The 22,225-nt window shown below is 65.4% G+C and carries 21 protein-coding genes and 2 tRNA genes; 13 read left to right on the forward strand and 10 right to left on the reverse strand.

The window, feature by feature from the left end:
• The first annotated feature begins 21 nt into the window (after positions 1-21).
• Together ACS8Y6_RS04745 and nanR are read left to right on the forward strand one after the other, a co-directional pair.
• Complete coding sequence (locus ACS8Y6_RS04745) at positions 22-999, forward strand: D-ribose ABC transporter substrate-binding protein (protein WP_440855074.1); 978 nt, start codon at positions 22-24, stop codon at positions 997-999.
• A 111-nt stretch (positions 1,000-1,110) separates the two neighbouring features.
• Complete coding sequence (nanR, locus tag ACS8Y6_RS04750; RefSeq protein ID WP_440855075.1) at positions 1,111-1,836, forward strand: transcriptional regulator NanR; 726 nt, start codon at positions 1,111-1,113, stop codon at positions 1,834-1,836.
• An 80-nt stretch (positions 1,837-1,916) separates the two neighbouring features.
• Here the strand turns inward: nanR and ACS8Y6_RS04755 are convergent, their stop codons facing one another.
• The 5 genes from ACS8Y6_RS04755 to ACS8Y6_RS04775 form a co-directional block, all read right to left on the reverse strand.
• Complete coding sequence (locus tag ACS8Y6_RS04755; protein WP_440855076.1) at positions 1,917-2,783, reverse strand: phosphogluconate dehydrogenase C-terminal domain-containing protein; 867 nt, start codon at positions 2,781-2,783, stop codon at positions 1,917-1,919.
• Positions 2,780-3,580: a sugar phosphate isomerase/epimerase family protein gene (locus ACS8Y6_RS04760; protein WP_440855077.1), complete on the reverse strand. Its 801-nt coding sequence runs from the start codon at positions 3,578-3,580 to the stop codon at positions 2,780-2,782. Before ACS8Y6_RS04760 ends, ACS8Y6_RS04755 begins: the two co-directional genes overlap by 4 nt.
• A gap of 19 nt (positions 3,581-3,599) precedes the next feature.
• Positions 3,600-4,958 carry an MFS transporter gene (locus ACS8Y6_RS04765; protein ID WP_440855078.1) on the reverse strand — a complete coding sequence of 453 codons (1,359 nt, stop codon included), beginning with the start codon at positions 4,956-4,958 and terminating at the stop codon, positions 3,600-3,602.
• A gap of 85 nt (positions 4,959-5,043) precedes the next feature.
• Positions 5,044-6,240, reverse strand: coding sequence for a hypothetical protein (locus tag ACS8Y6_RS04770; RefSeq protein WP_440855079.1), 1,197 nt, complete (start codon positions 6,238-6,240; stop codon positions 5,044-5,046).
• The gene (locus ACS8Y6_RS04775) at positions 6,237-6,974 is read right to left on the reverse strand and encodes a hypothetical protein (RefSeq protein WP_440855080.1); all 738 of its coding nucleotides are present in this window, start codon (positions 6,972-6,974) and stop codon (positions 6,237-6,239) included. The genes ACS8Y6_RS04770 and ACS8Y6_RS04775 overlap by 4 nt, the downstream gene beginning before the upstream one ends.
• A gap of 140 nt (positions 6,975-7,114) precedes the next feature.
• Between ACS8Y6_RS04775 and ACS8Y6_RS04780 the strand changes: the two genes are divergently transcribed.
• On the forward strand, positions 7,115-8,176 hold the full coding sequence (locus ACS8Y6_RS04780) for a Gfo/Idh/MocA family protein (protein WP_440855081.1): 1,062 nt from the start codon (positions 7,115-7,117) through the stop codon (positions 8,174-8,176).
• 75 nt (positions 8,177-8,251) lie between these two features.
• Here the strand turns inward: ACS8Y6_RS04780 and ACS8Y6_RS04785 are convergent.
• Positions 8,252-8,327 (reverse strand) — tRNA-Thr (locus ACS8Y6_RS04785).
• A 212-nt stretch (positions 8,328-8,539) separates the two neighbouring features.
• Between ACS8Y6_RS04785 and ACS8Y6_RS04790 the strand changes: the two genes are divergently transcribed.
• The 3 genes from ACS8Y6_RS04790 (at position 8,540) to ACS8Y6_RS04800 (ending at position 11,688) form a co-directional block, all read left to right on the forward strand.
• A tRNA-Ser gene (locus tag ACS8Y6_RS04790) sits at positions 8,540-8,629 on the forward strand.
• A gap of 82 nt (positions 8,630-8,711) precedes the next feature.
• Positions 8,712-9,731, forward strand: a complete 1,020-nt coding sequence (locus ACS8Y6_RS04795) for a class I fructose-bisphosphate aldolase (RefSeq protein WP_440848308.1) — start codon at positions 8,712-8,714, stop codon at positions 9,729-9,731.
• A 100-nt stretch (positions 9,732-9,831) separates the two neighbouring features.
• Positions 9,832-11,688, forward strand: coding sequence for a patatin-like phospholipase family protein (locus ACS8Y6_RS04800; protein WP_440848309.1), 1,857 nt, complete (start codon positions 9,832-9,834; stop codon positions 11,686-11,688).
• A 15-nt stretch (positions 11,689-11,703) separates the two neighbouring features.
• Here ACS8Y6_RS04800 and dapE read toward each other — a convergent pair whose 3' ends face one another.
• The 4 genes from dapE to ACS8Y6_RS04820 are packed head-to-tail and all read right to left on the reverse strand — an operon-like array spanning position 11,704 to position 15,055.
• Entirely contained in the window at positions 11,704-12,846 is a 1,143-nt protein-coding gene (dapE, locus tag ACS8Y6_RS04805) for a succinyl-diaminopimelate desuccinylase (protein ID WP_440855082.1), read from the reverse strand.
• Positions 12,846-13,199, reverse strand: a complete 354-nt coding sequence (locus tag ACS8Y6_RS04810; RefSeq protein ID WP_440848311.1) for a Spx/MgsR family RNA polymerase-binding regulatory protein — start codon at positions 13,197-13,199, stop codon at positions 12,846-12,848. The genes dapE and ACS8Y6_RS04810 overlap by 1 nt, the downstream gene beginning before the upstream one ends.
• A complete protein-coding gene (gene dapD / locus ACS8Y6_RS04815) occupies positions 13,199-14,023 on the reverse strand; it encodes a 2,3,4,5-tetrahydropyridine-2,6-dicarboxylate N-succinyltransferase (protein WP_440855177.1) in 825 nt (274 codons plus the stop codon). The genes ACS8Y6_RS04810 and dapD overlap by 1 nt, the downstream gene beginning before the upstream one ends.
• Before the next feature lie 24 nt (positions 14,024-14,047).
• The gene (locus ACS8Y6_RS04820) at positions 14,048-15,055 is read right to left on the reverse strand and encodes a LysR family transcriptional regulator (RefSeq protein ID WP_440855083.1); all 1,008 of its coding nucleotides are present in this window, start codon (positions 15,053-15,055) and stop codon (positions 14,048-14,050) included.
• Positions 15,056-15,310: 255 nt separating this feature from the next.
• On the opposite strand from ACS8Y6_RS04820, the gene rhmD reads away from it, so the two are divergent.
• Genes rhmD through aldA form a run of 7 tightly spaced genes read left to right on the forward strand, consistent with a single transcriptional unit; the run spans position 15,311 to position 22,176 of the window.
• Positions 15,311-16,495 carry an L-rhamnonate dehydratase gene (rhmD, locus tag ACS8Y6_RS04825; RefSeq protein ID WP_440855084.1) on the forward strand — a complete coding sequence of 395 codons (1,185 nt, stop codon included), beginning with the start codon at positions 15,311-15,313 and terminating at the stop codon, positions 16,493-16,495.
• A complete protein-coding gene (locus ACS8Y6_RS04830; protein WP_440855085.1) occupies positions 16,485-16,841 on the forward strand; it encodes an L-rhamnose mutarotase in 357 nt (118 codons plus the stop codon). The genes rhmD and ACS8Y6_RS04830 overlap by 11 nt, the downstream gene beginning before the upstream one ends.
• Positions 16,838-18,160, forward strand: coding sequence for an MFS transporter (locus ACS8Y6_RS04835; protein WP_440855086.1), 1,323 nt, complete (start codon positions 16,838-16,840; stop codon positions 18,158-18,160). The genes ACS8Y6_RS04830 and ACS8Y6_RS04835 overlap by 4 nt, the downstream gene beginning before the upstream one ends.
• 28 nt (positions 18,161-18,188) lie before the next feature.
• The gene (locus tag ACS8Y6_RS04840) at positions 18,189-19,097 is read left to right on the forward strand and encodes an amidohydrolase family protein (RefSeq protein WP_440855087.1); all 909 of its coding nucleotides are present in this window, start codon (positions 18,189-18,191) and stop codon (positions 19,095-19,097) included.
• Positions 19,097-19,867 carry an SDR family NAD(P)-dependent oxidoreductase gene (locus ACS8Y6_RS04845; RefSeq protein WP_440855088.1) on the forward strand — a complete coding sequence of 257 codons (771 nt, stop codon included), beginning with the start codon at positions 19,097-19,099 and terminating at the stop codon, positions 19,865-19,867. The genes ACS8Y6_RS04840 and ACS8Y6_RS04845 overlap by 1 nt, the downstream gene beginning before the upstream one ends.
• Positions 19,868-19,893: 26 nt before the next feature.
• A complete protein-coding gene (locus ACS8Y6_RS04850) occupies positions 19,894-20,688 on the forward strand; it encodes an aldolase/citrate lyase family protein (protein ID WP_440848320.1) in 795 nt (264 codons plus the stop codon).
• Positions 20,689-20,733: 45 nt separating this feature from the next.
• A complete protein-coding gene (gene aldA, locus ACS8Y6_RS04855) occupies positions 20,734-22,176 on the forward strand; it encodes an aldehyde dehydrogenase (RefSeq protein ID WP_440855089.1) in 1,443 nt (480 codons plus the stop codon).
• Positions 22,177-22,225: the final 49 nt, after the last annotated feature.

The following is a 22,225-nucleotide window of genomic DNA, read 5'->3' on the forward strand; positions in this document are numbered from 1 at the left end:
AGTAAAAAGGAGAGTGCGCTCATGAGGAGATCAAGTCGTCGCATCCTGGTCGGGATGCTTGCCGGATTGTTGGCGATCGCCACGGGTACCGGAGCGGCCGTGGCCGCGCCGTTCGATCCGGGACAGCACCGTATCGTGGTGATCACGCCATCGCACAGCAATCCGTTCTACAAGACCGAGGCCGACACGGCGGTCGCCCAGGCCCACAAGATGGGCTACGAAACCCGCTCTCTGGTGCACAAGGGCGATCCGGACGTCCAGCTCAAGATGATCCAGAACGCGATCGCCGACGACGCCAGCGCCATCATTCTCGATAATGCGGGTTCGGATGCCTCGGTGGCCGCGGTCAAGCGGGCCCGCGATGCCGGCATCCCGGTGTTTCTGATTGACCGTGAGATCAACGCCAACGGCGTCGCCAATGCCCAGATCGTGTCCAACAACTTCCAGTGCGCGAGTTCGGTGGCGCAGTATTTCGCCAAGACCACGGGCTACAAGGGTAACTGGGTCGAACTGGTGGGGCGTTCGTCGGACACCAACGCCCACGTGCGTTCGCAGGGTTTTCATAGCGTGATGGATCAAATCCCGACCATGAAGATGGTGGCCCGACAGTCCGCGGACTGGGATCAGACCAAGGGCTATAACGTCATGCAGTCGATCATTCAGGCGCATTCGGATATCGCCGGCGTGCTGGCCGGCAACGACACGATGGCGCTGGGAGCGGCCGCGGCCTTGAAGAACGCCGGGCTGCCTAACGTGCCGGTGATGGGCATCGACGGCAATCCGGATGTCATCGACCAGATAGAAAACGGCGGCAACATCAAGGCAACCGCCCTCCAGCAGGCCGCCGAGATGGCGCGTATGGCCGTCAAGCAGATCGATACGCTGCTGCGCAAGGGCAAGACCGGTCTGCCGGAAAAACAATCGGTCGACTGTGTGCTGATCACCAGGAAGAACGCGAGCGATGTGCTGCCGGGCGGTTTCGGCATGAAAAAACACTGATAACGTGACCTTGCCCCGCCCCACGCGGCGGCGGGGCAAGGTCCGCGTTCCGCCATGAGACGCCGGCCGATCATGTAGACTGGCCGGCGTCGCCGCATTGATGACACCACCATGAACGACCCCGGCAATACACCGATTCGTCGCCGCAAGCTTTCCGACGAAGTGCGGGAGCGTCTGTTGACGCGCATTCGTTCGGGCCATTTCAAGGCCGGCGACCAACTGCCGCCCGAGCGCGAACTGATGCGTGAGTACGACGTCGGCCGGCCCGCGGTGCGCGAAGCGATGCAGCAACTGGCATCGATGGGCATGATCGCGATCACGCACGGCGAACGCGCCCGCGTGACCGAGGTCACGGTGCACTCGATGATCAACCAGTTCGATCGCACCGCGCGTTTTCTGCTGTCGGATTCGGCCGATAACGTCGATCATCTCAAGCAAGCGCGCCTGTTTCTGGAAACGGGGCTGGTGCGCATGGCGGCCGAGAAAGCCACGGCCGATGACATCGCATCGCTTGAGGCGATCATCGACCAGATGGTGGAGCATGCCGGCACGCCTGAATTCGTCGAGGCGGATATGGCCTTTCACAACGCGATCGCCGAGCTGTCGGGAAACCCGATCTTTGCCGCAACGACGCGTGCGATGCTGCACTGGCTTCAGGACTACTATACCGGCATCGTCAGTGCCAAAGGTGCGGAGGATGTGTCGGTGAGCGAACATCGCCGGATCGCCGAGCGCCTGGCCGAGGGCGATGCCGACGGCGCGGTCGCCGCCATGCACGATCACCTCACGCGGGCCAGCGATCTGTATCGGGCGCGCATGGACCAGGGCGGCGCCTGAAGCGCCGCCCGCGCGCCATCTCGCCGGAACAGATCGCCCGGTACGATGTTTCGCGCCGGGCTTATTGGCAGGCGGGGTATCTACGGGACGTCGGGTCGGTTCACACGGTCGATGTTGAGCATGCGGGCGATGACCTTGTCGAGCTCACCCTGGTCGAAGATTTTCTTCCAGTCCGGCTTGATGATGGCGTCGCGGCCGTAGTCCATGGCGATCATGCAGGCGTCCGAAAACGGATTGGTGCTCTTGAAGGCCACCGCCAGCGCGATCTGGATATGGCCGTAGAGCATGGCCTCGGCCGCCGGGCGGGGCATGTCGGTGCGCGCCACAGTCTCGTCCAGCGCTTCCTTGATGAAGGTGCCGAGCATGCAGGTCACGGTCTCGACCAGGGTCGGTTCCAGATAGGCCAACTGGGTGACGGTGACCCAGTGCACCGTGTCGACCGGGCCGTACATCACACAGATCACCGGCTCCAGCGCAGCCTTGTCGGCAGCGCTGCCGCCATCAAAGGCGGCGGCCACCGACTGCGTGGCCGCCGCGCCGCCGAAGGCATCGGCGTATTCGGCATCGGTGCGGCGCTCGAGAAACACCGAGGGGTGACAGGGATGGGCCACGGCGTACCGAATATCGTCGCGCCGATGCAGCACGTTGGCATAGGCCGCCGCCGGATCGAGGGTGAGCAGCGTTGCGCCGGTGCGCATGCGTGGCACGAGATCGCGGCTGACGTCCGCCAGGGCAGTATCAGGCACCGCCAGAATTACCAGCTCGCAGGCCTCGATTACGTCGTGGATCGCGCTGACCGCGCGGCCTTCGGCGGCCAGGCGTTCGTGACCGGCCGGCGCGTTTTCGCAGTAGTGCACCGTATGGTCGGAGCGCGCCAGGTTGGCGCCGATGCGCATGCCCATTTTGCCGCCCGCGCCGACCAGGGCGAGGGTACGATAATCGCTCATGATTGAAGACTCCTGAGAATATCCATGCTGTGCCGCGTCCAGGCCGCCTCGGTGGCGGCCGTGGTCGCGGCGTCGTTCTGCCAGTCGAGCCAGTGCTCGACGATGCAATTGATGCCGCGTTCACGCGGCGCAACGCGCGCGAGCATGCCGTCCAGATCGAGCAGCCCTTCGCCGAGCGGACAGCCGAGCAGGCGGAACCCTACCCAGCTGTCGGCCCGGGTGAACTTGAAGTCCTTGATATGAAGATTGGCGACGTACGGCGCCGTGCGTTCGACGACCGATGCCGGCATTTCGAGCGCGGCTACGCAATTGCCCGGGTCCAGGCAGATGCCCACATGCGGGCTGTCGAGCGCGCCGACGGTCGCGACCAGCGTATCGACCGGAACCTGTTCGTAGGTCTCCAGCGCCAGCCTCACGTCCTGGCGTTCGAGCCGGGGGATGAAGGCCCGTAACCAGGCCTGCACCTGATCCGGCGTCGGCCGGGTCTCGGCATCGTTGAACATGGAACGGAGCACGCGCACGTCCAGACGCGCCGCGATGTCCAGATAACGCGCGAGTTGGGTCGGTCCAATGCCGCGCGTGCCGAGTTCCAGCGTCAGGTCGTGCCGCGCGGCGTGGGCGGCCAGCTCGGCGAGCTCCGCGTCGGAGAGCGCCTCGATGGCCGGGTGGTCGCAGATCTGGAACACCCCGCCGCCAAGGGCGACGGTCTCGTCCATCATGTCGGCCAGCGTCATGGGCGACGCCATGCGCTGTGATCCGCGCCAGGTGAAGGCGTAGGTGCTCAGTCCGATAGCCATGGCATCTCGTTGCGAATGATCAGGTGGAATGCACGCCGGAGGCAGCGCCCGAGGGATGCGTTCTGGTGGTTTCGGGCCGGCGCACGCCGAACATCAGCAGGGCCGAGCCCAGCATGCAGGCACTTACCACGAATAGCGGCACGATATAGCCGCCACTTGCGTCGTGCAGCAGGCCGGTCACATAGCCCGAGGAAAATCCGCCAAGATTGCCCAGCGTGTTGATGATGGCCAGACCCGCTGCGGCCGCTGAGCCCGAAAGATCTTGTGCCGGCAGCGTCCAGAAGTTCGGCAGGGCGGCAAAGATCGAACACGCCGTTATGGTGACGACCGCGATAGTCGCCGTCGGCGAATCCATGTACAACGCGAGCGGCACGCTCACACCGCCGATAAGCGCCGGAATCGCGATATGCCAGCGGCGCACGCCACGGCGGCTGGCATCGCGTGACCAGAGATGCAGCACCAGCGCCGCCGGCAGATAGGGCACGGCCGTGATCAGCCCTTCGGTGAGCACACCGAAGTGGGTGCCGAACTGGGTTTGGAATCCGTTGATGATGCTTGGCAGGAAGAACGCCAGCGCATACAGGCCGTAGATGAATCCGAAATAGATGCCGGAGTAGAGCCAGACCCGCGGATCCACGAGCGCGGCGCGTAGCCCGTCGAGCGCGCCCCGCGGGCGTGGCTTGTCGTGATACTCGGCGGCCAGGGCCGCGTCCAGCCAGCGTCGTTCGTCCGCATCCAGCCAACGCGCATCGGCCGGCTTGTCGTCGAGATAGAACCAGGCCACCACGCCGAGCACGATGGCTGGCGCCGCGACGCCGAAGAACATGAAACGCCAGCCTGCCAGGCCGAAGAACCAGTCGTTCTGTTGCACCAGAACGGCCGCGAGCGGTGCGCCGATCACCGTTGTGAGCGGCTGAGCCACGTAGAACAGGCCGAGTATGCGGCTGCGATGACGCCCGGGCACCCAGGTGGCGAGAAACAGGATGGCGCCGGGAAAGAAACCGGCCTCCGCGATGCCGAGCGCGAACCGCAGGGAATATAACCCGGTGGCACTGCCGACCCAGGTGAACAACAGCGCCACCACGCCCCAGCTCACCATGATGCGCGCCAGCCACTTACGCGCGCCGAAGCGGTGCAGGGCGAGGTTGCTCGGTATTTCGAACAGGATATAGCCGATGAAGAAAATACCCGAAGCAAGGCCGAATTGGGCCGCTGTAAGTCCGAGATCGGTTTTCATGCCGTTCGGCGCAGCGAAGGAAATCGCCGTTCGGTCAAGGTAGTTCACGAAAAACATCAAAGCCACGAACGGCGCCAGCCGCCAGACCACCTTGCGGATGGTTCGCTGTTCGAGGGTCTTGGAATCCGTCGTATTGACCATGACTTGTCGACTCGGGCGGATAGGCCCGAAGGCCGCGAATTGTATTGGTATGATGAGTATACCTTTAGGCATTCGGCAATGCGGCTTAAGTCGAATGCAGGCGCTCATCGCCCCGGTCAATCGCCAGACGAGCAACGGCGTATGGCTCGAGCGTGAGCGGTAATTCGTCGCCAGGGGCGAGCCGATCGAGCGGCCAGTCGGACTTCACCGCCAGAGCCGGGTCGACATGCTCATCCAACACGGCGGCCCGGCGCAGGCCGACTAAGGTGACCGCGCACGGCGCGTCGGTGAGGTTGGCCAGCCAGAATTCGCCGTGGTCGTCGTCGGTGCGCCAGCCGAGCGCTGCTAAACCGTTCACCGGTTCGGTGGGGCCGATTGCAGGCCGGCCGGTGCCGGCATTCAAGCCGCGCAGTACGTCGAAGATCGGGTAGCGAGCCCCTGGCGCCGCGATCGGAAACGGGCGGCCGATCGACGACAGCGTGAGCGCGTCGACACGCCCGGTCGCCGCGGCCAGATAACCGACCGACCAGGCGGCCGCGAACAGGGCGCGTTGGCGTGGGTCGTTGTCGCTGAGCGTCACGCGTTCCCGGTTCGTGTTAGGGGTGAGCATCTGGCCATAGGGATTGGTCCAGGCGCCGATCGCACTGGTTGTGACCCGGTAGGGTCGGCCCGGCGCGAGCGCGCGTGCCGATTCGAAGATGAACGGCAGGCTTTCCAGGGTTTCCATCACAGAGACATCGTCTGCCGCATGCACGATCGGCGATGTGGCATGGGTGAGAAAATCGATCGTCGACGGATCCGGCCGGCACCGGTTGAGCTCCGTGAAATAAGTGGGGAAGCCGCCACCGATGACAGGATTCGGCCAGTGTTGTCGTGCTTGCGCGACGAGCGCGGCTGGCGTGGTGGTGGTCGGCCAGTCGCCGTCCGGCTGATAGCTTTTGAGATAGGCCGCCGGTGTGAGCAGCATGCCCGAGACGCCCGTGGCCTCGGCTTCGAGCATCCCGGCGAGTCGGGCAAGCCCGACCTGCGGCGTGTGGTCGTCGCAGATCAGATACAGCCATAACGCGCATTCGCGCTCGCGGAAGAGGGAGAGCACACGCGCGAGTGTGTCGATTTCATCGTCGACTCGAAGATCGACCAGCAGATCGACATGGCCCGGTCGGAGCGCATCGAGCTGGGCCGCGAGTCTGTCGTTGGTCGGGGCGTGCGCGGCCCAGAGCCCGATGCCGAGATCGGGGATGCGAGCCTCGACCGCGCGCGGCGTGAGGGTGACGTGCTTCATGGCGCGGCACCCGCGGCGTTACGCCATTGCAGCCGCACGCGCTGGGTGACGGTCTTGCCGGCTTCGATGCGGTATGGCGAGGGCAGGGCCAGTGGGCGGTTGTAGATCTTGAATGATGCATCCGACCAGTTGCGCTGGTCCTCCATTTCGAACACGTCGCCGTCGAAGTGCACGTCGATGGCCCGCTGCGGCGTGGGCGTGAACGAAAGCCGCCGGATATCGAAAAACGGCTGGCCGGGGCTGATGTGTCGCGGGAAACAGCCCGTCTCGATGAGCCCATTGCAGTGTTCGACTTCGACGTTGCTGCCGACCACGCCGAGGAGTGGCAGCAGTACGCGGAGGCCGCTGCGACAGGTTGCAAAGCGCGCGCGAGCGGTCATGGCAAGCCGCACGTCGAGCGCCGTGTCGTCCAGACGGGCATGCAGTTCGAGTGCGAGCGGCGATTCACCGGGCCCAGCGCGGGCAGTGGATACCCCGGCGCGGTAGGTGAACTCCATGGCATCGCGGCCCGGCCGCGCCTCGTCCGCTTCGGTGCAGAGCGTGTGCGTGCCCCAATTGTCGTCGCGAATGACCGCGCCGATACCGCGCAGCACCTCGATGCCGTCGATCGACACATGACGAATCGCGCCCGCCTGCCAGATGAGGTGCACGGGGCCGACGACATGGCGCTCGCGCGCGGGCTCCGGGCTCGGCGTGCCGACACGCCGGACGCGCACCGCTTCGGATAGGGGCATGAAAGACTCCGGCATATCGGACGCGAAACCCACGATACGGGCACCGGCGCGTATCAGCATTGCGCCATTGGTATGATGACGTAACCTCTTCGTCGTGGCGTATATTCGCGCCACCAATCATCGGTAGCCCGGGTATCGCCGTGGACGACGCTTATCATTCGAACGACAGGGCTGTGCTGCGAGGCGCGCTTGTCGGCTGCGGGTTCTTCGCGGCCAACCAGATGCGGGCCTGGCAGGACTTGCCGGGCGCCACGATTGTCGCCCTGTGCGACCGCGATGCCGGACGGCTTGCGGACTTCGGCGATACATTCGGCATCGCGCGCCGCTTCGACGACATCGAAACGCTGCTGGGGCAGACGGCGGTGGACTTCGTGGACATCGCGGCGCCCACCCCCGCCCACGAGACGCTGGTGACGGCGGCCGCGCGCCACGGCGTGGATGTGATCTGCCAGAAGCCGTTCGCCGGATCGCTGGAAACCGCCCGCCGGCTGATCGAAACCTGTCGTGAGCACGGTGTTTCGCTCACCGTGCACGAGAACTTTCGCTGGCAGCGCGCCGTGCGCCGGGTCGCCGAGCTGGTCGTGGAAGGGCGCATCGGCCGGCCTTTCTTCGGTCGTATCAGCTATCGCAGCGGCTTCGACGTGTTCGCCAACCAGCCGTATCTGGCCACACTTGAGCGCTTCATCATCAAGGATCTGGGCATTCACACACTGGACATGGCGCGGGCGTTGTTCGGCGATGTCGTGCGGCTGTCCTGCGAGACCGGGCGCGTCAATCCGGATATCGCTGGCGAAGACCATGCGACGTTAATCCTGCGCCACGACGCGGGCTGTGTTTCGGTGGTCGATTGCAGCTATGCGACCACACTCGCGGACGATCCTTTTCCGCAGAGCCTGATCGCGGTCGACGGTGATCGCGGCTCGATCCGGCTGGCCGCCGACTTCCGTCTCACCCTTCATAAACCGGGCGGCCGGGCCACGGTCGAGGACGTGACGCCAGCCTGGCCGGCGTGGAGCGAAGCCCCCTGGAACGTGATTCAGGAAAGCGTGGTCGCCTTCCAGCGCGACTGGATCGAACGCCGCCGCGCCGGCGAATCCGCGCCCACCGCGGGGCCGGACAACTTCAACACGCTCGCGCTGGTCGAAGCGGCCTATCGGTCGGCGGCGAGCGGCGACAGTGCCCGCCCCGAACGGTGGCGATAGCAGGCAAGTGCCCCCGCGTTATCGTGGTTGGCCCATGGAAAAGCCCCCGAGCCGATGACGCGGGGGCTTTTTATCTGGTGCCGGGAAGAGGAATCGAACCTCCGACCTACTAATTACGAATCAGTTGCTCTACCGACTGAGCTATCCCGGCGAAACTTGCGAGGCGCGGAGTATAAAGAAAGCGCGCGAATCGGACAACGCCCATGCGCGGCCGGTCGGCGGTGGGACCGTGACCATGGGAAAAGCCCTGGCCGCGCGGCTTGCATGGCGGCATACTGCGGCTCGAAAATAGCGTCGTGAGGCGTCGGCCGGGCGCGGTTTCGCGAGTCCCCGGCGATTCAGCCAACGGTCCATGGATTTTTGGGAGAGGTGGCAGAGCGGTTGAATGCACCGGTCTTGAAAACCGGCAGGGGTGCAAGCCCCTCGTGGGTTCGAATCCCACCCTCTCCGCCATACAACAAATTGCGCGTATTCGTGGCGTGGCCGGGAGAGGCTGCGACACCACCGTTACCACTACTATGGAGGATAGAGCGCAATGCAAGACCAGGTTTTGATAGACACCGCTCGTCAGTTGATGACGTACGGCAAGGGGCTGCTGGCTGCCGACGAATCCACCGGTACCATCAAGAAGCGACTCGACAGTATCAACGTCGAATCGACGGAACAGACCCGCCGGGCCTATCGCAATCTTCTGTTCACGACCGCGGGCGCGGAAGAGTTCATCAGCGGCGTGATTCTGTTCGAGGAAACGCTCTTTCAGAAAGCCGACGACGGCACGCCTTTTCCGGAATTGCTGGCCGGCAAGGGCATGATTCCCGGGATCAAGGTGGACCAGGGTGCCAAGCCGTTGGCGGGAAGCGCGGAGGAGAAAGTCACCGAAGGCCTCGACGGGCTGCGCGAGCGCCTGTCGACCTATGCCGATGCGGGCGCGCGTTTCGCCAAGTGGCGCGGCGTGATCGATATCGCGGAAAACCGGCCGAGCGATTATTGCATTCAGGTCAATGCGCATGCGCTGGCTCGTTACGCCGCGCTGTGCCAGGAAGCGGGCATCGTGCCGATCGTCGAACCCGAAGTGCTCATGAACGCCGAGCACTCGATCGAACGCTGCCAGCAGGTGACGGAGGCGGTGCTCGATGCCGTGTTCGCCGAGTTGAAACAACAGCGTGTGCTGCTGGAAGGCATGCTGCTCAAGCCCAACATGGTCGTCTCGGGTAAATACTGTGCCGAGCAGGCCGGGGTGGACCAGGTGGCGGACGCCACGCTGCAAAGCCTGCGGCGTTGCGTGCCGGCCGCGGTGCCCGGCATTGTTTTCCTCTCCGGCGGGCAGGACGATGAAGACGCTACGGCGCATCTGGATGCGATGAATCGCCGGGGGCCGCAACCCTGGACGCTTTCGTTCTCGTTCGGTCGTGCGCTGCAGACGCCGGCGCTCAAGGCGTGGGCCGGGCAGACGGATAACGTACCCGCGGCCCAACGGGCGTTTCTCAAGCGTGCCCGCAACAATGGTGCGGCGGCGCGCGGCGAGTACAACCCCGACATGGAAGACGCGGCCTGACCGCTGGTCGGAACGGCGCTTCCGTGGCCCGGGCCGTGATCGGCCCGGGCTTTTTTATGCACGTACCGCGAGCCCCGGTATTGCCGATACACTGAAGACTATGGATACGCAGGCCATATTGCGCGCCAACCCGCTGTTCCGGGATCTCGACCGCCGCGCGCTGCGCACCATCGCCGCGCGCGCGGAGTGGGTGGAAATCGGGGGCGGGGAATATCTGTTTCGAGCCGGCGACGACAGCGATGCGCTGTATGTGATCGTCAGTGGCCGCATTCGTGTCGTCCGCCCGCGTGACGACGGGCCGTCGATGCATATGGGTGAGCTTGGCGCCGGCGAGATGGTGGGCGAGATCTCCATCATTCGCGAGCAGAAGCATTCCGCCGATGGCCTCGCCATGCGCGACACGCAGCTGCTGCGGATATCGCGCGCGCAGTTCGAATCGTTGGTCTCACGTTACCCGCAGGCGATGCTGCAGGTGACCCGGCTGATCGCGGATCGCCTGAGCGACATGTCGCCGATGGCCAGCCGCGACAGCGTGCAGAGCGGCCGGACGTATGCGGTGGTGCCGGCGCACCCGGGGGTGGACGTGGCGGGGTTTTCGCGCGCGTTGTCCAGTGCGCTGGCGGCGTATGCGCCGACATTGCGTATCGACGCCTCGCGCGTGGATACGGCGCTGGGCGATGGGACGGCCGAGGCCGACCTGGGCGCGGGTGAGTCGCACCGGGCGCTCACCCGCTGGCTGACGCAGCTCGAGGAACGCTACCGCTACCTGATCTATCAGGGCAGCGCCGAGCCTGACGCCTGGACACGCCGCGGGCTGCGCCAGGCCGACCGCGTACTGATTGTCGCTTATGGCGAACAGCGGCCGTTTGTCTCGCGCAATCTGGCTTGGTTGGGGGAGCAGGCGCTGCGCGCGCCGATGGAGGTCGTGTTGCTGTACGGCCAGGACGATGAGTATTCCGCACTCGGCTGGCGTCGGGTGGCGCGTGCCGGCTTTCATCACCGCGTGGCGCGTGATTATCCGCCGGACCAGATGGCGCGTGTCGCGCGGCTCGTCTCGGGCCGGGCGAATTGTCTGGTGCTGGGCGGCGGCGGGGCGCGCGGCTTCGCCCACGTCGGCCTGGTGCGGGCCATGCACGAAAAGAACATCCCGATCGATGCCGTGGGCGGCACCAGCATGGGGGCGCTCATCGCCGGCATGATCGCAATGGGTGACGACGCCACCACCATGCTGGCGCGCCTGCGCGAGACGTTTGTCACCGGCAAGTATCTCAATGATTATTCGCTGTCGCGCATCTCGTTGATCACAGCGGAGAAATTCCGCCGGCAACTAGGCGCGATCTTCGGCGACCGGCTGATCGAGAACCTGGATATCCCGTTCTATTGTCTGTCGACCAACCTGTCGCGCAGCCTGCCCGTGGTGCACGACGAGGGCGAACTCGCCACCTGGGTCGCGGCGAGCATGGCCGTGCCGGGCATTGCGCCGCCCACCGTCCATCGCGGCGAATTGCTGGTGGATGGCGGCCTGCTCAATGCGATTCCCTTCGACACCATGGCCGAGATGGGGCGCGGGCACGTGATCGTCTCCGACGTCAGCAGCGAGTCGACGCTGACCGTGGAAATGGCCGACGATTCGCCCACGACCTCGCTGCTGTCACTCGGCGCGGCCGGGCGACACCTGAACATGTTCCGTATTCTGTTCCACACCGCCACGCTGTCCAGTGACCGCGAACGCCGGGAGATCGACGCGCGTGCGGACCTGGCGCTGCACATGCCGGTCGAAGGCATCGGCATGTTCGACTGGGACACGCTCGACGATGTGGTCTATCGTGGCTACTGTCACGCCGACCAGAAGCTGGACGAATGGCGGGCCGCCCTCGAAGCCGCGGGCGAGCGCGGCGATGCGCTGGGCCGGCCGGCCATGGCCGGGCTGCGACCGACGCCGCTGTCCACGGTCTGACCGGCCGTCGGGCGGTCACGAACCGCCGAGCAGTGCCCCGATCAGCGCGTAATAGACACCGGCCAGCTGATCTACATGGGCTGCCTCGATGTGTTCGTCGATCTGATGGATCGAGGCGTTCAGCGGCCCCAGTTCGATGACTTCGGCGCCGGTCGGCGCGATGAAGCGGCCGTCCGACGTGCCGCCGGCGGTCGAAAGCGTCACGTCGTGGCCGCAGCACTGGCGAATGGCACGGCGCGCGGCATCGATCAGGGGGCCGCTCTCGGTGATGAAGGGCTCGCCCGACAGGCGCCATTCGATGGCGTGGGGATCGACGCCGCGGCGGCCGCAGTAATCGCATACGACGGCCTGAATCGACGCGGCGCTCTGCAACGGCGAGAAGCGCCAGTTGAATACCGCGTCGGCGTCGCCGGGAATCATGTTCTCGGCTCCGGTGCCGGCGCGCAGATTGGAGACCTGGAAAGACGTCGGCGGGAAGAAGGCATCGCCGTCGTCCCAGCGATGCGCGGTGAGGTCGTGCAACAGGCCGATCAGGCGGTGCAGGGCGTTGTCGGCGCGCTGCGGATAGGCGACGTGGCCCTGCCGTCCGCGCACGCGAATGCGGGCGTTGAGACTGCCGCGACGCCCGTTCTTGATGGTGTCGGCCAGCTCATGGCTGCTGGAAGGCTCGCCCAGCAGACAGAAATCGATGCGCTCGCCGCGTTCTGCCAGCCAGCGCATCACGGCCCGCGTGCCGTCGATGGCCGGGCCTTCCTCGTCGCTGGTCAACAGGAATGCGAGGCGGCCAGGGTGACCGGGCTGTTCGGCGCGAAACCGCTCGGCCGCGCACACCATGGCGGCGACGCTGGATTTCATGTCGGCCGCCCCGCGGCCGTAGAGCCTGCCGTCGACGATCTCGGCGGCGAACGGATCGTGCGACCACTGTTCGGCCGGCCCGGCGGGCACCACATCGGTGTGCCCGGCCAGGCAGAGCAGGGGGCCGGATTTGCCGGCCACGGCCCACAGGTTGTCGACCGGGCCGAACCGCAGGCGCTGGATCGCAAAGCCGGCGGCTTCCAGTCGGTCGGCGAGCAGATCCTGACAGCCGGCGTCCTCGGGCGTGACCGAGGGGCGGCGGATCAATTCGCGGGCCAGATCGAGCGCGGGCGTTTCCGGCATCAACAGCTGCCGCCGGTGAGCGCGTTTTCGTAGCGCGCCCGCGAGAATCCGGCCAGCGTTTCGCGCGGCGTTTCCAGGATCGGCCGCTTGATCAGCGTGGGATGGGCGAGCAGCACCGGCATCGGATCGGCCTCGGCCGCCGCACGCTGGTCGGCGTCGAAATCGCGCCAGGTCTTGCTGCGCTTGTTGAGCAGCGCCGCGTCGCCCAGCGCTTCGCGCCAGGCGTCCAGGCGTTCGCGGCTGACGCCGTCTTCGCGCACATCGATCCAGGCATAATCGATGCCGGCGTCATCCAGCCATTTGCGGGCGCGGCGACAGGTATCGCAGGTCTTGATGCCAAACAACTGCCGCATTATTCGACGTTGCGCAGCAGTTCGTTGACGCCGACCTTGGCGCGGGTCGAGGCATCGACTTTCTTGACGATGATCGCGGCGTTGATGGAATAGCGCCCGTTGTCGCGCGGCAGGCTGCCGGCGACGACCACCGAGCCGGCCGGTACTTCGCCGTGGATGATTTGGTCGGCTTCGCGGTCGTAGATCGGGGTCGAGGCGCCGATGAAAACGCCCATCGAAATCACCGAGCCGCGGCCGACGCGCACGCCTTCGACAATCTCCGAGCGCGCGCCGATGAAGCAGCCGTCCTCGATGATGGTCGGCGCGGCCTGCAGCGGCTCCAGCACGCCGCCCAGCCCGGCGCCGCCGGACAGATGCACGCCTTCGCCGACCTGGGCGCAGGAGCCCACCGTGGCCCAGGTATCGATCATCGTGCCGGCGCCGACATAGGCGCCGATATTCACATAGCTCGGCATCACCACCGCATTGGGTGCGATATGCGCGCCACGGCGTACCATGGCCGGCGGCACGATGCGCGCGCCCTGTTTCCTGAAGGCCGCCTCGTCGTAGTCGGCGTACTTGCCCGGCACCTTGTCGAAATACTGGGTGTGCCCACCGTCGATCGGCGCGTTGTCGCGCAGGCGGAACGACACCAGTACGGCCTTCTTAAGCCATTCGTTGACCTGCCAGCCATTGGCCGTGGGTTCGGCGACACGGGCCGAGCCGTCATCGAGCATGGCCAGCGCGGATTCGACCGCCTCGACGATGGTCGGGTCGGCCGAAGCCGGCGACAGTTGGTCGCGGTGGTCGAAGGCGTCCTCGATGATCTGCTGTATTCCGGCCATGGTCGTTTCGCTCAAGGGTGCAATTCAAGCGCGCGAGTTTAACGTGGAATCACCGTCTGACGCAGCGTCGCCATGTCGCAAGACAGCCGGCGCGGCGCAGGACGCGGCATGTGCGCGGACCACGGCGGCGAACTGATGCCCCGCTTCGCTCAGGCGTTCGCCGCGGCGGGTGAGGATGCCGAACGGCGCCAGCGCCTGGCCGAGCGTGATCGGGAGGCGGGTGAGCACGCCGAAATCGAGATAGTCCCGGACCACCGATTCGGCCATCACCAGAATCGCATCACTGCGCTTGACCAACTGCAAGGCGGCGAAGATCGAGCCGCATTCGACCACGTCGCGCGGCGAGACCAGCCCGCGCTGTTCCAGTTCTTTTTCCAGCGCCTGGCGCGCGGGTGTTTCTACCGGTTGCAGCAGCCACGGCCATTCCTCGAGCAACCGGGAAAGTTCGATACCCGACTGGCCGACAAGGGCATGGCCGCGCCGAACCACGGCGATCATGCGCTCGTTGCCGAGTGGCTCGAAGTCGAACTCGTTGTGCTGGAGCGCGGAGGAAAAACGCGCGATCGCCATGTCGATCTGGCTGCGCGAGAGCAGGTCCAGCAGTTGGTCGCTGGTCTCGCCCATGAGTCGAATGCGCAGCAGCGGCCGGTCCTGTTTCATCTCGATCACGGCCTGGGCGACGAGATCCGGCGCGGCGCCCATGATGGCGCCCACCGCCAGATCGCCGCCGTCGCCGGTGCGATAACGCTGCAATTCCTCGGCGCAGCGGTCCAGTCGCGTGAGGGCGTTGTGGGCGAACGACACCAGCACGGCACCGAGTCGGGTCGGCGCCACCCCCTTGGCGTCGCGGGTGAACAACTCGCTGTCAAAGGTGATTTCGATCTCGCGCAGCATGCGGGTGGCCGCCGGCTGCGAGATGTTCATCGCCTCGGCCACGCGATGCAGGTTGCGGCGCTCATCGAGCAGACGAATCAGCAGCAGGTGCTTGTAGCGCAGCCGATTGAGCAGGGCGGTGCGGGAAACCAGGGCCATGGGCCGACCTGTCGAACGCGGAAAGTGTCAATACCTTAATGCTATCGGCTCGACGACGCGTTCGACATTGGTCGAATGAACGCTGAGCGCAGTCTTTATACGCGTCTCCGAAATGCCTGAAGGTCCGGCATTTCTAGCGCCCGATAAAAAAATCGTATCGGGTTGCGTGTGGGCCGTATTGGTCTCGGCTTCCGAGCCGCTGTTATTCCAGTAGTCGACTCAAGACACGACTGGTGTAAACACCGGAGCTGGACGATGACGATGCCGACGATCAAGCAGATTCGTGCCTATACGGTGCGCGGCGGCGGGGCGGACTATCACGACCAGGGCGAAGGCCATTGGATCGACAGCCAGATTTCCACGCCGATGAGCAAGTATCCGGCGTATCGGGCCAAACGCCGCAGCTTCGGGCTCAACGTGCTGGGTACGCTGGTGGTCGAGGTCGAGGCCTCGGACGGCTCGGTGGGGGTCGGGGTGACCACCGCCGGCGAAATCGGTGCCTTCATCGTCGAAAAACATCTGGCGCGCTTCATCGAAGGCCAGAAGGTCACCGACATCGAACTGATGTGGGACCAGATGTTCCACGCCACGCTGTTCTACGGCCGCAAGGGCATCGTGCTGAACACCATCTCCGGTGTGGATCTGGCGCTGTGGGATCTGCTCGGCAAGGTGCGCGGCGAGCCGGTGCACGCCATGCTCGGCGGACCGGTGCGCGACGAACTGATTTTCTATGCCACCGGCGCGCGGCCCGATCTGGCCAGGGACATGGGCTTCATCGGCGGCAAGCTGCCGCTAAAGCACAGCCCGGCCGAATTCGACGCCGGCCTGAAGGCGAATCTCGAACAACTGGCTGATATGCGCAGTCGCGTCGGCGACGATTTCTGGCTGATGTTCGATTGCTGGATGAGTCTGAACGTCGAATACGCCACTCGCCTGGCGCATGGCGCCGCCGAATACGGCCTGAAATGGATCGAGGAGGCGCTGCCGCCGGACGACTACTGGGGCTATGCCGAGCTGCGCCGCAACGTGCCGGTCGGCATGTGGGTGAATACCGGCGAGCACGAGGCCACGCGTTGGGGCTTTCGCATGTTGCTGGAAATGGAATGCTGCGACGTGATCCAGCCGGATGTCGGCTGGTGCGGCGGCATCACCGAGCTGATCAAGATCTCGGCACTGGCCGATGCGCACCAGAAACTGGTGATTCCGCACGGCTCGTCGGTCTACAGCTACCACTTCGTGATTACCCGGCATAACAGCCCGTTCTCGGAATTCCTGATGATGGCGCCCGCGGCCGACGAGGTGGTGCCCATGTTCACGCCCCTGCTGGAAGGCGAGCCGGTGCCGGAGAACGGGCGCATCAGGGCCTCGGCGCTGGATAAGCCGGGCTTTGGTGTGACCATCGCCGCCGACGCCGATCTGGCGCGGCCCTATGAGCACTGAAGCCATGCCGGTTCGTGCCTTCGAAATGCAGCGCCACCCGGGCCGGGTCGCCGAGTACCGGCGTCGCCACGACGCGATCTGGCCGGAGCTGGTCGATGCGCTGCATGCCGCCGGCGTGCTCGACTATCGAATCTTCGTCAACGAACGCAGTCATCGCTTGCTCGCGGTGATGTGGCTCGCCGACGGGCATACCGTTGACGCGCTGCCCGAGCTGCCGGTCATGCGGCGTTGGTGGGATGCGATGGCTGATCTGATGGAGACACGGCACGACAATGCCCCGGTAACCGAGGATCTTACGCCGGTCTTCGTCATGCCGGCAGCCAACGCTGAGGAGGGCGGGCAATGACTGAACCTGGGATCGATGCGGACAGCGGGGGCGGGCCTGAACAGCGGACCACCGGCCAGCACTGGCGCTGGACGATTATGGCCTCAATGGCGGACTACATCGACGCCGGCTCTATCGTGGCCGGTGGTGCGGGGTTGTCGATGTGGGCCAATGCCTTTCACCTGACCCACACCACGGTCGGCTTTCTGGGTGCGATCAGTTCGAATGCGATTTCCGCCGGTATCGGGGGCCTAATCGGAGGTTGGCTCGGCGATCGCCTGGGGCGTAAGCGGGTCTACCAATACGACTTGCTGCTCTATGCATTTGGCGGGTTGTGGCTGGTATTCGCAATGAATCTGCCCATGCTGGCGATCGGTTATTTTCTCGTTGGCATCGCGGTCGGGGCCGATCTGCCGACGTCTTGGTCATTGATCGCTGAGTTCGCGCCACACCAGGCACGTCGCAAGCTCGTGGGCATGACCAATTTGTTTTGGTACATCGGTCCCGTCGTCACCCTGTGTCTCGCGCTGGTGTTGTCGCCGCTCGGTTTGCTCGGTATCCGTATTCTGTTCGCGCATCTGGTGATCGTTGCCCTCGTAACCTGGTATTTCCGGCGCGGGATGGTGGAATCCGAGCGCTGGGAAGCGGCAAGGGCATCCGATGACGTGGACGATGAGCGCGCGAGCGTGTTTCAGCTCGGTCGTCTCAAATCGCTTTTTTCCGGTGCCAACGCACGGGCATTGGCGTTTCTGTTCGTCGTGTTTACGTTCTGGCAAATTGCAGCCGGCACCTACGGGTTCTTTTTTCCCTACATATTACGTTCTCTGGGTAACACCAGTCAGGTGGCGAGCGTGGCGGTTGAAGGGGCTTGGTTCATCTCGGCCATGCTCTCACTGGGGATCATCTTTATTCCTTTCGGCGATCGTATAAACCGGCGACTGATGTTCGGCACCGGCGCCGCGCTGCAGGTGATCGCCTTCGTGCTCCTGCTGGTTTTTCCGATTTCGAACAGCTGGGTGGTGATCAGCAACGTGGTGTTGTTCGGGGTCGGACAGGGCGTCGCGCAATGGCCGTTTGTTCGGGTGTGGGCCTCGGAGCTTTTTCCCACGATGCTCCGAAGCACCGCCCAAGGCTTCAATTTCGGGGTCATGCGGATCATTGTCGGCGTCTGGAGCCTGTTCGTGCCGATGATCGCCGCCGGTGGCATCACGGTGCTGGCCAGCATTCTGGCCACCGTGCTAGCGATCAGTGGCGTCGTGGGCACGATCTTCGCGCCGGATACCGGCGGGCGTTCGCTCGAGGCCATCGAGGCCGAGCGCGCAGATCGAGCCGGCGGTTAGTCGGGGCGTGTCGAGCGAGGAGACCTCCATGGAGATTGTCGACGCCCATGTCCATTTCTGGAAAATCGGCCAGGGCAACCAGCCGTGGCTGGAACATCCGCGGCCGAATCTGCTCGGCGATTATGCGCCGATGGCACATGATTTCGGTCCGGCCGATCTGTTGGCGGCTGCCGGCGATATCGAGATCGCGGCCGCGGTGCATGTCGAGGCCGATGCGCTGGACCCGGCGCGCGAGACCGAATGGCTCGCGGGCTTGCCGGGCTCGGGTGGCGCGGGCGATCTGCCGAGCGCGCTGGTGATTGGCGCCGATCTGTCGCAACCGGAGGCGCGCGACGTGCTCGAACGCCAGATCGCCGCGTCGAACCGCGTCCGCGGCGTGCGCCAGATTCTGAACGTACACGCCGATCCGCTGTTCGATTACGTCGGCCGGCACTATATGCGCGAGCCGCAATGGCGGGCGAACTTCGCGTTGCTGGCCGAGTTCGGCCTGTCTTTCGATCTGCAGATTTATCCGCACCAGATGCCGGCGGCGGCACTGCTGGCGGCCGAGCATCCGGACGTGACGTTCCTGATCAACCACGCCGGCATGTACGTCGACCGCGCCGGCGTGGCCGGCTGGCGGGCCTGGCGCGACGGCCTGCGCCGGCTCGCCGGGCTGCCCAATGTGGCGCTCAAGCTGTCCGGCTTCGGCATGCTCGATCATGACTGGACGCTGGGCTCGATTCGCCCGCTGATTCTGGAGGGCATCGATGCCTTTGGTGTCGAGCGCTGCCTGTTCGCCTCGAACTATCCGGTGGACGGTCTCTATGCCGGCTATGCGGCGATCTGGCATGCCTATGCCGATGTGCTGGCGGACGCGGGGGCTGCCGTAAAGCAGGCGCTATTCGCGGACAATGCACGGCGGCTGTATCGCTTGCCGGGCCAGGAGAAGGCCTGATGCTGCTCGAAGGGAAGAACATTTTCGTGACCGGCGGCTCGCGCGGCATCGGCCGCGGCATTGCGCTGGCCTGTGCCGAGCACGGCGCGAACGTCGCGATCAGCGCCGAGGACACGGCCGCCGAGCGCGAAATACTCGCGGCGACCGCTGCCGAGATCGAGGCGTACGGCGTCAGGGCGGCCTGGGTCGCCGCAGCGGCCGAGCATCCGGAGACGGGCGCGGCGCTGGTCGAAACCGCGGTCAATGCCTTCGGCCGGCTGGATGTATTCATCAACAACGCCGGCATTTGTCCGTTTCATTCGTTTCTGGACATGCCGCGCGAGACCTATCTCAAGACTGTGGAGGTGAACCTGAACGGTGCCTTCTTCGCGGTGCAGGCGGCGGCCAACCGGATGGTGGAGCAGGGCCAGGGCGGGGCCATCATCGCGGTCAGCTCGATTTCGGCGCTGGTTGGCGGCGGCATGCAGACGCACTACACGCCGACCAAGGCCGGTGTGCTGTCGTTGATGCAGTCCACCGCGATCGCGCTCGGCCCGGACGGCATCCGCTGCAACGCGCTGCTGCCAGGCACGATCGAAACCGATATCAATCGCGAGGATCTGTCGGATGCGACCAAGCGCGATTACATGATCTTGCGTACGCCGCTCGGCCGGTTGGGCGCGCCGGACGACATGGGCGGGCCCGCGGTGTTCCTTGCCTCCGATCTGGCCAAGTACGTCACCGGTGCCGCGTTGTTGGTTGATGGCGGGCTGTACGTCAACCTGCAGTGACCCACATCACGTTTACGGAACACGCCATGGAACTTCCTGCCAACGCGTTCAAATCCAAACTGGCCGAGGCGCCGCTCTATGGTTGCTGGCTGGGTCTGGCCAATGCCTACAGCGCCGAGATCGTCGCCACCGCCGGTTTCGACTGGCTGCTCATCGACGGCGAGCACGCACCGAATACGGTGGTGACCATTCTCGATCAGCTGCGGGCGATCGAGCCCTGGCCGGCGGCGGCGATCGTGCGCGCGGTCAATCACGATCCGGCGCTGATCAAGCAGCTGCTGGATATCGGCACGCGCACGCTCATGGTGCCGATGGTCGAGACCGGCGCCCAGGCGGCCGCGCTGGTGGCGGCGATGCGCTATGCCCCGGGCGGCTTCCGCGGCATGGGGGCGGGCGTGATCCGGGCCGACCGCTGGGGGTCGGTGCCCGACTACGCCACCCGTGCGGCCGAATCGCTGTGTCTGATCACGCAGGTTGAATCGCCGGCCGGGGTCGAGAATGTCGAGGCGATTGCCAACACCGAGGGTGTGGACGCCGTGTTCGTCGGCCCGGCCGATTTATCCACGAACATGGGCCATCTCGGCAACCCGGGCCACGACGACGTGCAGGGCGCGATCCGGCGCGTGCTCGAAGCGACGCACGCCGCCGGCAAGGCGGCGGGCATTCTGGCGCCGGCCGAGTCCGATAGCCACCGTTATCGCGAGGCCGGTTTCGATTTCATTGCCACCGGGCTCGACGTGGTCATGCTCAAGCGCGCCGCCGATGCCAACGCCGCCCGCCATCGCGACGGCTTGCCGGCCGCCGAACGCGCCACCTATTGATCCGGAGCGGGGCGTTGCCCCGCACTCACCCGCCAGGAGACCGAGATGAGCGACGTGACGACTTATCAGAACTATATCGGCGGCGCGTTCGCGCCGTCGGCGTCCGGCGAGACCCGCGAGAACCGCAACCCGGCGACCGGGGCGTTGTTGTCGCGGGTGCCGGAATCGGATGCCAACGACGTCCAGCGCGCGGTCGAGGCCGCCCGTGGCGCCCAGAAGGCCTGGGCCGCCCGGCCGGCGATCGAGCGCGCGGGCTATCTGCACAGGCTCGCCGACAAAATCCGCGCCAACGTGGACGATCTCGCGGCCGTGATCGTCGCCGAGCAGGGCAAGGTGGCGGGTCTGGCCGAGGTGGAGGTGAACTTCACCGCCGAATATCTCGATTACATGGGCCAGTGGGCACGCCGCATCGAAGGCGAGATCATCGAAAGCGATCGCCCGGGCGAGCATATGTTTTTGTTTCGCAAGCCGCTCGGCGTGGTGGCCGGCATTCTGCCGTGGAACTTCCCGTTCTTTCTGATCGCGCGCAAGATGGCGCCGGCGCTGGTGACCGGCAACACCATCGTCATCAAGCCGAGCGAGGAAACGCCCAACAACTGTTTCGAGTTCGCGAAGTTGCTCGATACCCTCGATTTGCCGAAGGGCGTGTTCAACGTCGTCTCCGGCGGCGGGGCGACCACCGGCAGCGCGCTGAGCGCCCATCGCGACATCGACATGATCAGTTTCACCGGCAGTGTCGCCACCGGCTCGGCGATCATGCACAACGCCGCCGACCACATCACCCAGGTCAACCTCGAGCTCGGCGGCAAGGCGCCGGCGATCGTCCTCGACGACGCCGATCTCGATCTGGCGGTGAAAGCGATCAAGGATTCGCGGGTGATCAACACCGGCCAGGTCTGCAACTGTGCCGAGCGGGTCTATGTCCAGCGCGGCGTGGCTGAGGCCTTTCAGCAGCGCATCGCCCAAGCGATGCAGGCGACCACCTACGGCGACCCCGGCGCCGACGCCTCGGTGGACATGGGGCCGTTGATCAATCAGGCCGGCCTGGACAAGGTGGCCGCCATGGTGGCATCAGCCAGGCAGGCCGGGGCCGAGGTGCTCACCGGCGGGCAGGTCGCCGATATCGGCCAGGGTTTCCACTACGAGCCGACCGTGCTCGCGGCCTGCACGCCCGAGATGGAGGTGATGCGGGACGAGATCTTCGGGCCGGTGCTGCCGATCCAGGTGGTCGACGATCTCGACGAAGCGATCGCCCTGGCCAATCACTCGGATTACGGGCTGACCTCGTCGATCTATACCCGCGACCTCAACGCCGCGCTCAAGGCCTGCCGCGAACTCGAATACGGCGAAACCTACGTCAACCGCGAGAACTTCGAGGCCATGCAGGGCTTCCACGCCGGCACCGGCAAGTCCGGTATCGGCGGCGCCGACGGCAAGCACGGCTTGTACGAGTACACCCGCACCCACGTGGCGTACATCCAGACCTGACGCGGGCGCTCGCCGGCGGGTACGACGCGCTTCGCGGCCCGCCGGCAAC

It is taken from the genome of Salinisphaera sp. RV14 (assembly GCF_052044135.1).
Lineage (GTDB): Bacteria > Pseudomonadota > Gammaproteobacteria > Nevskiales > Salinisphaeraceae > Salinisphaera.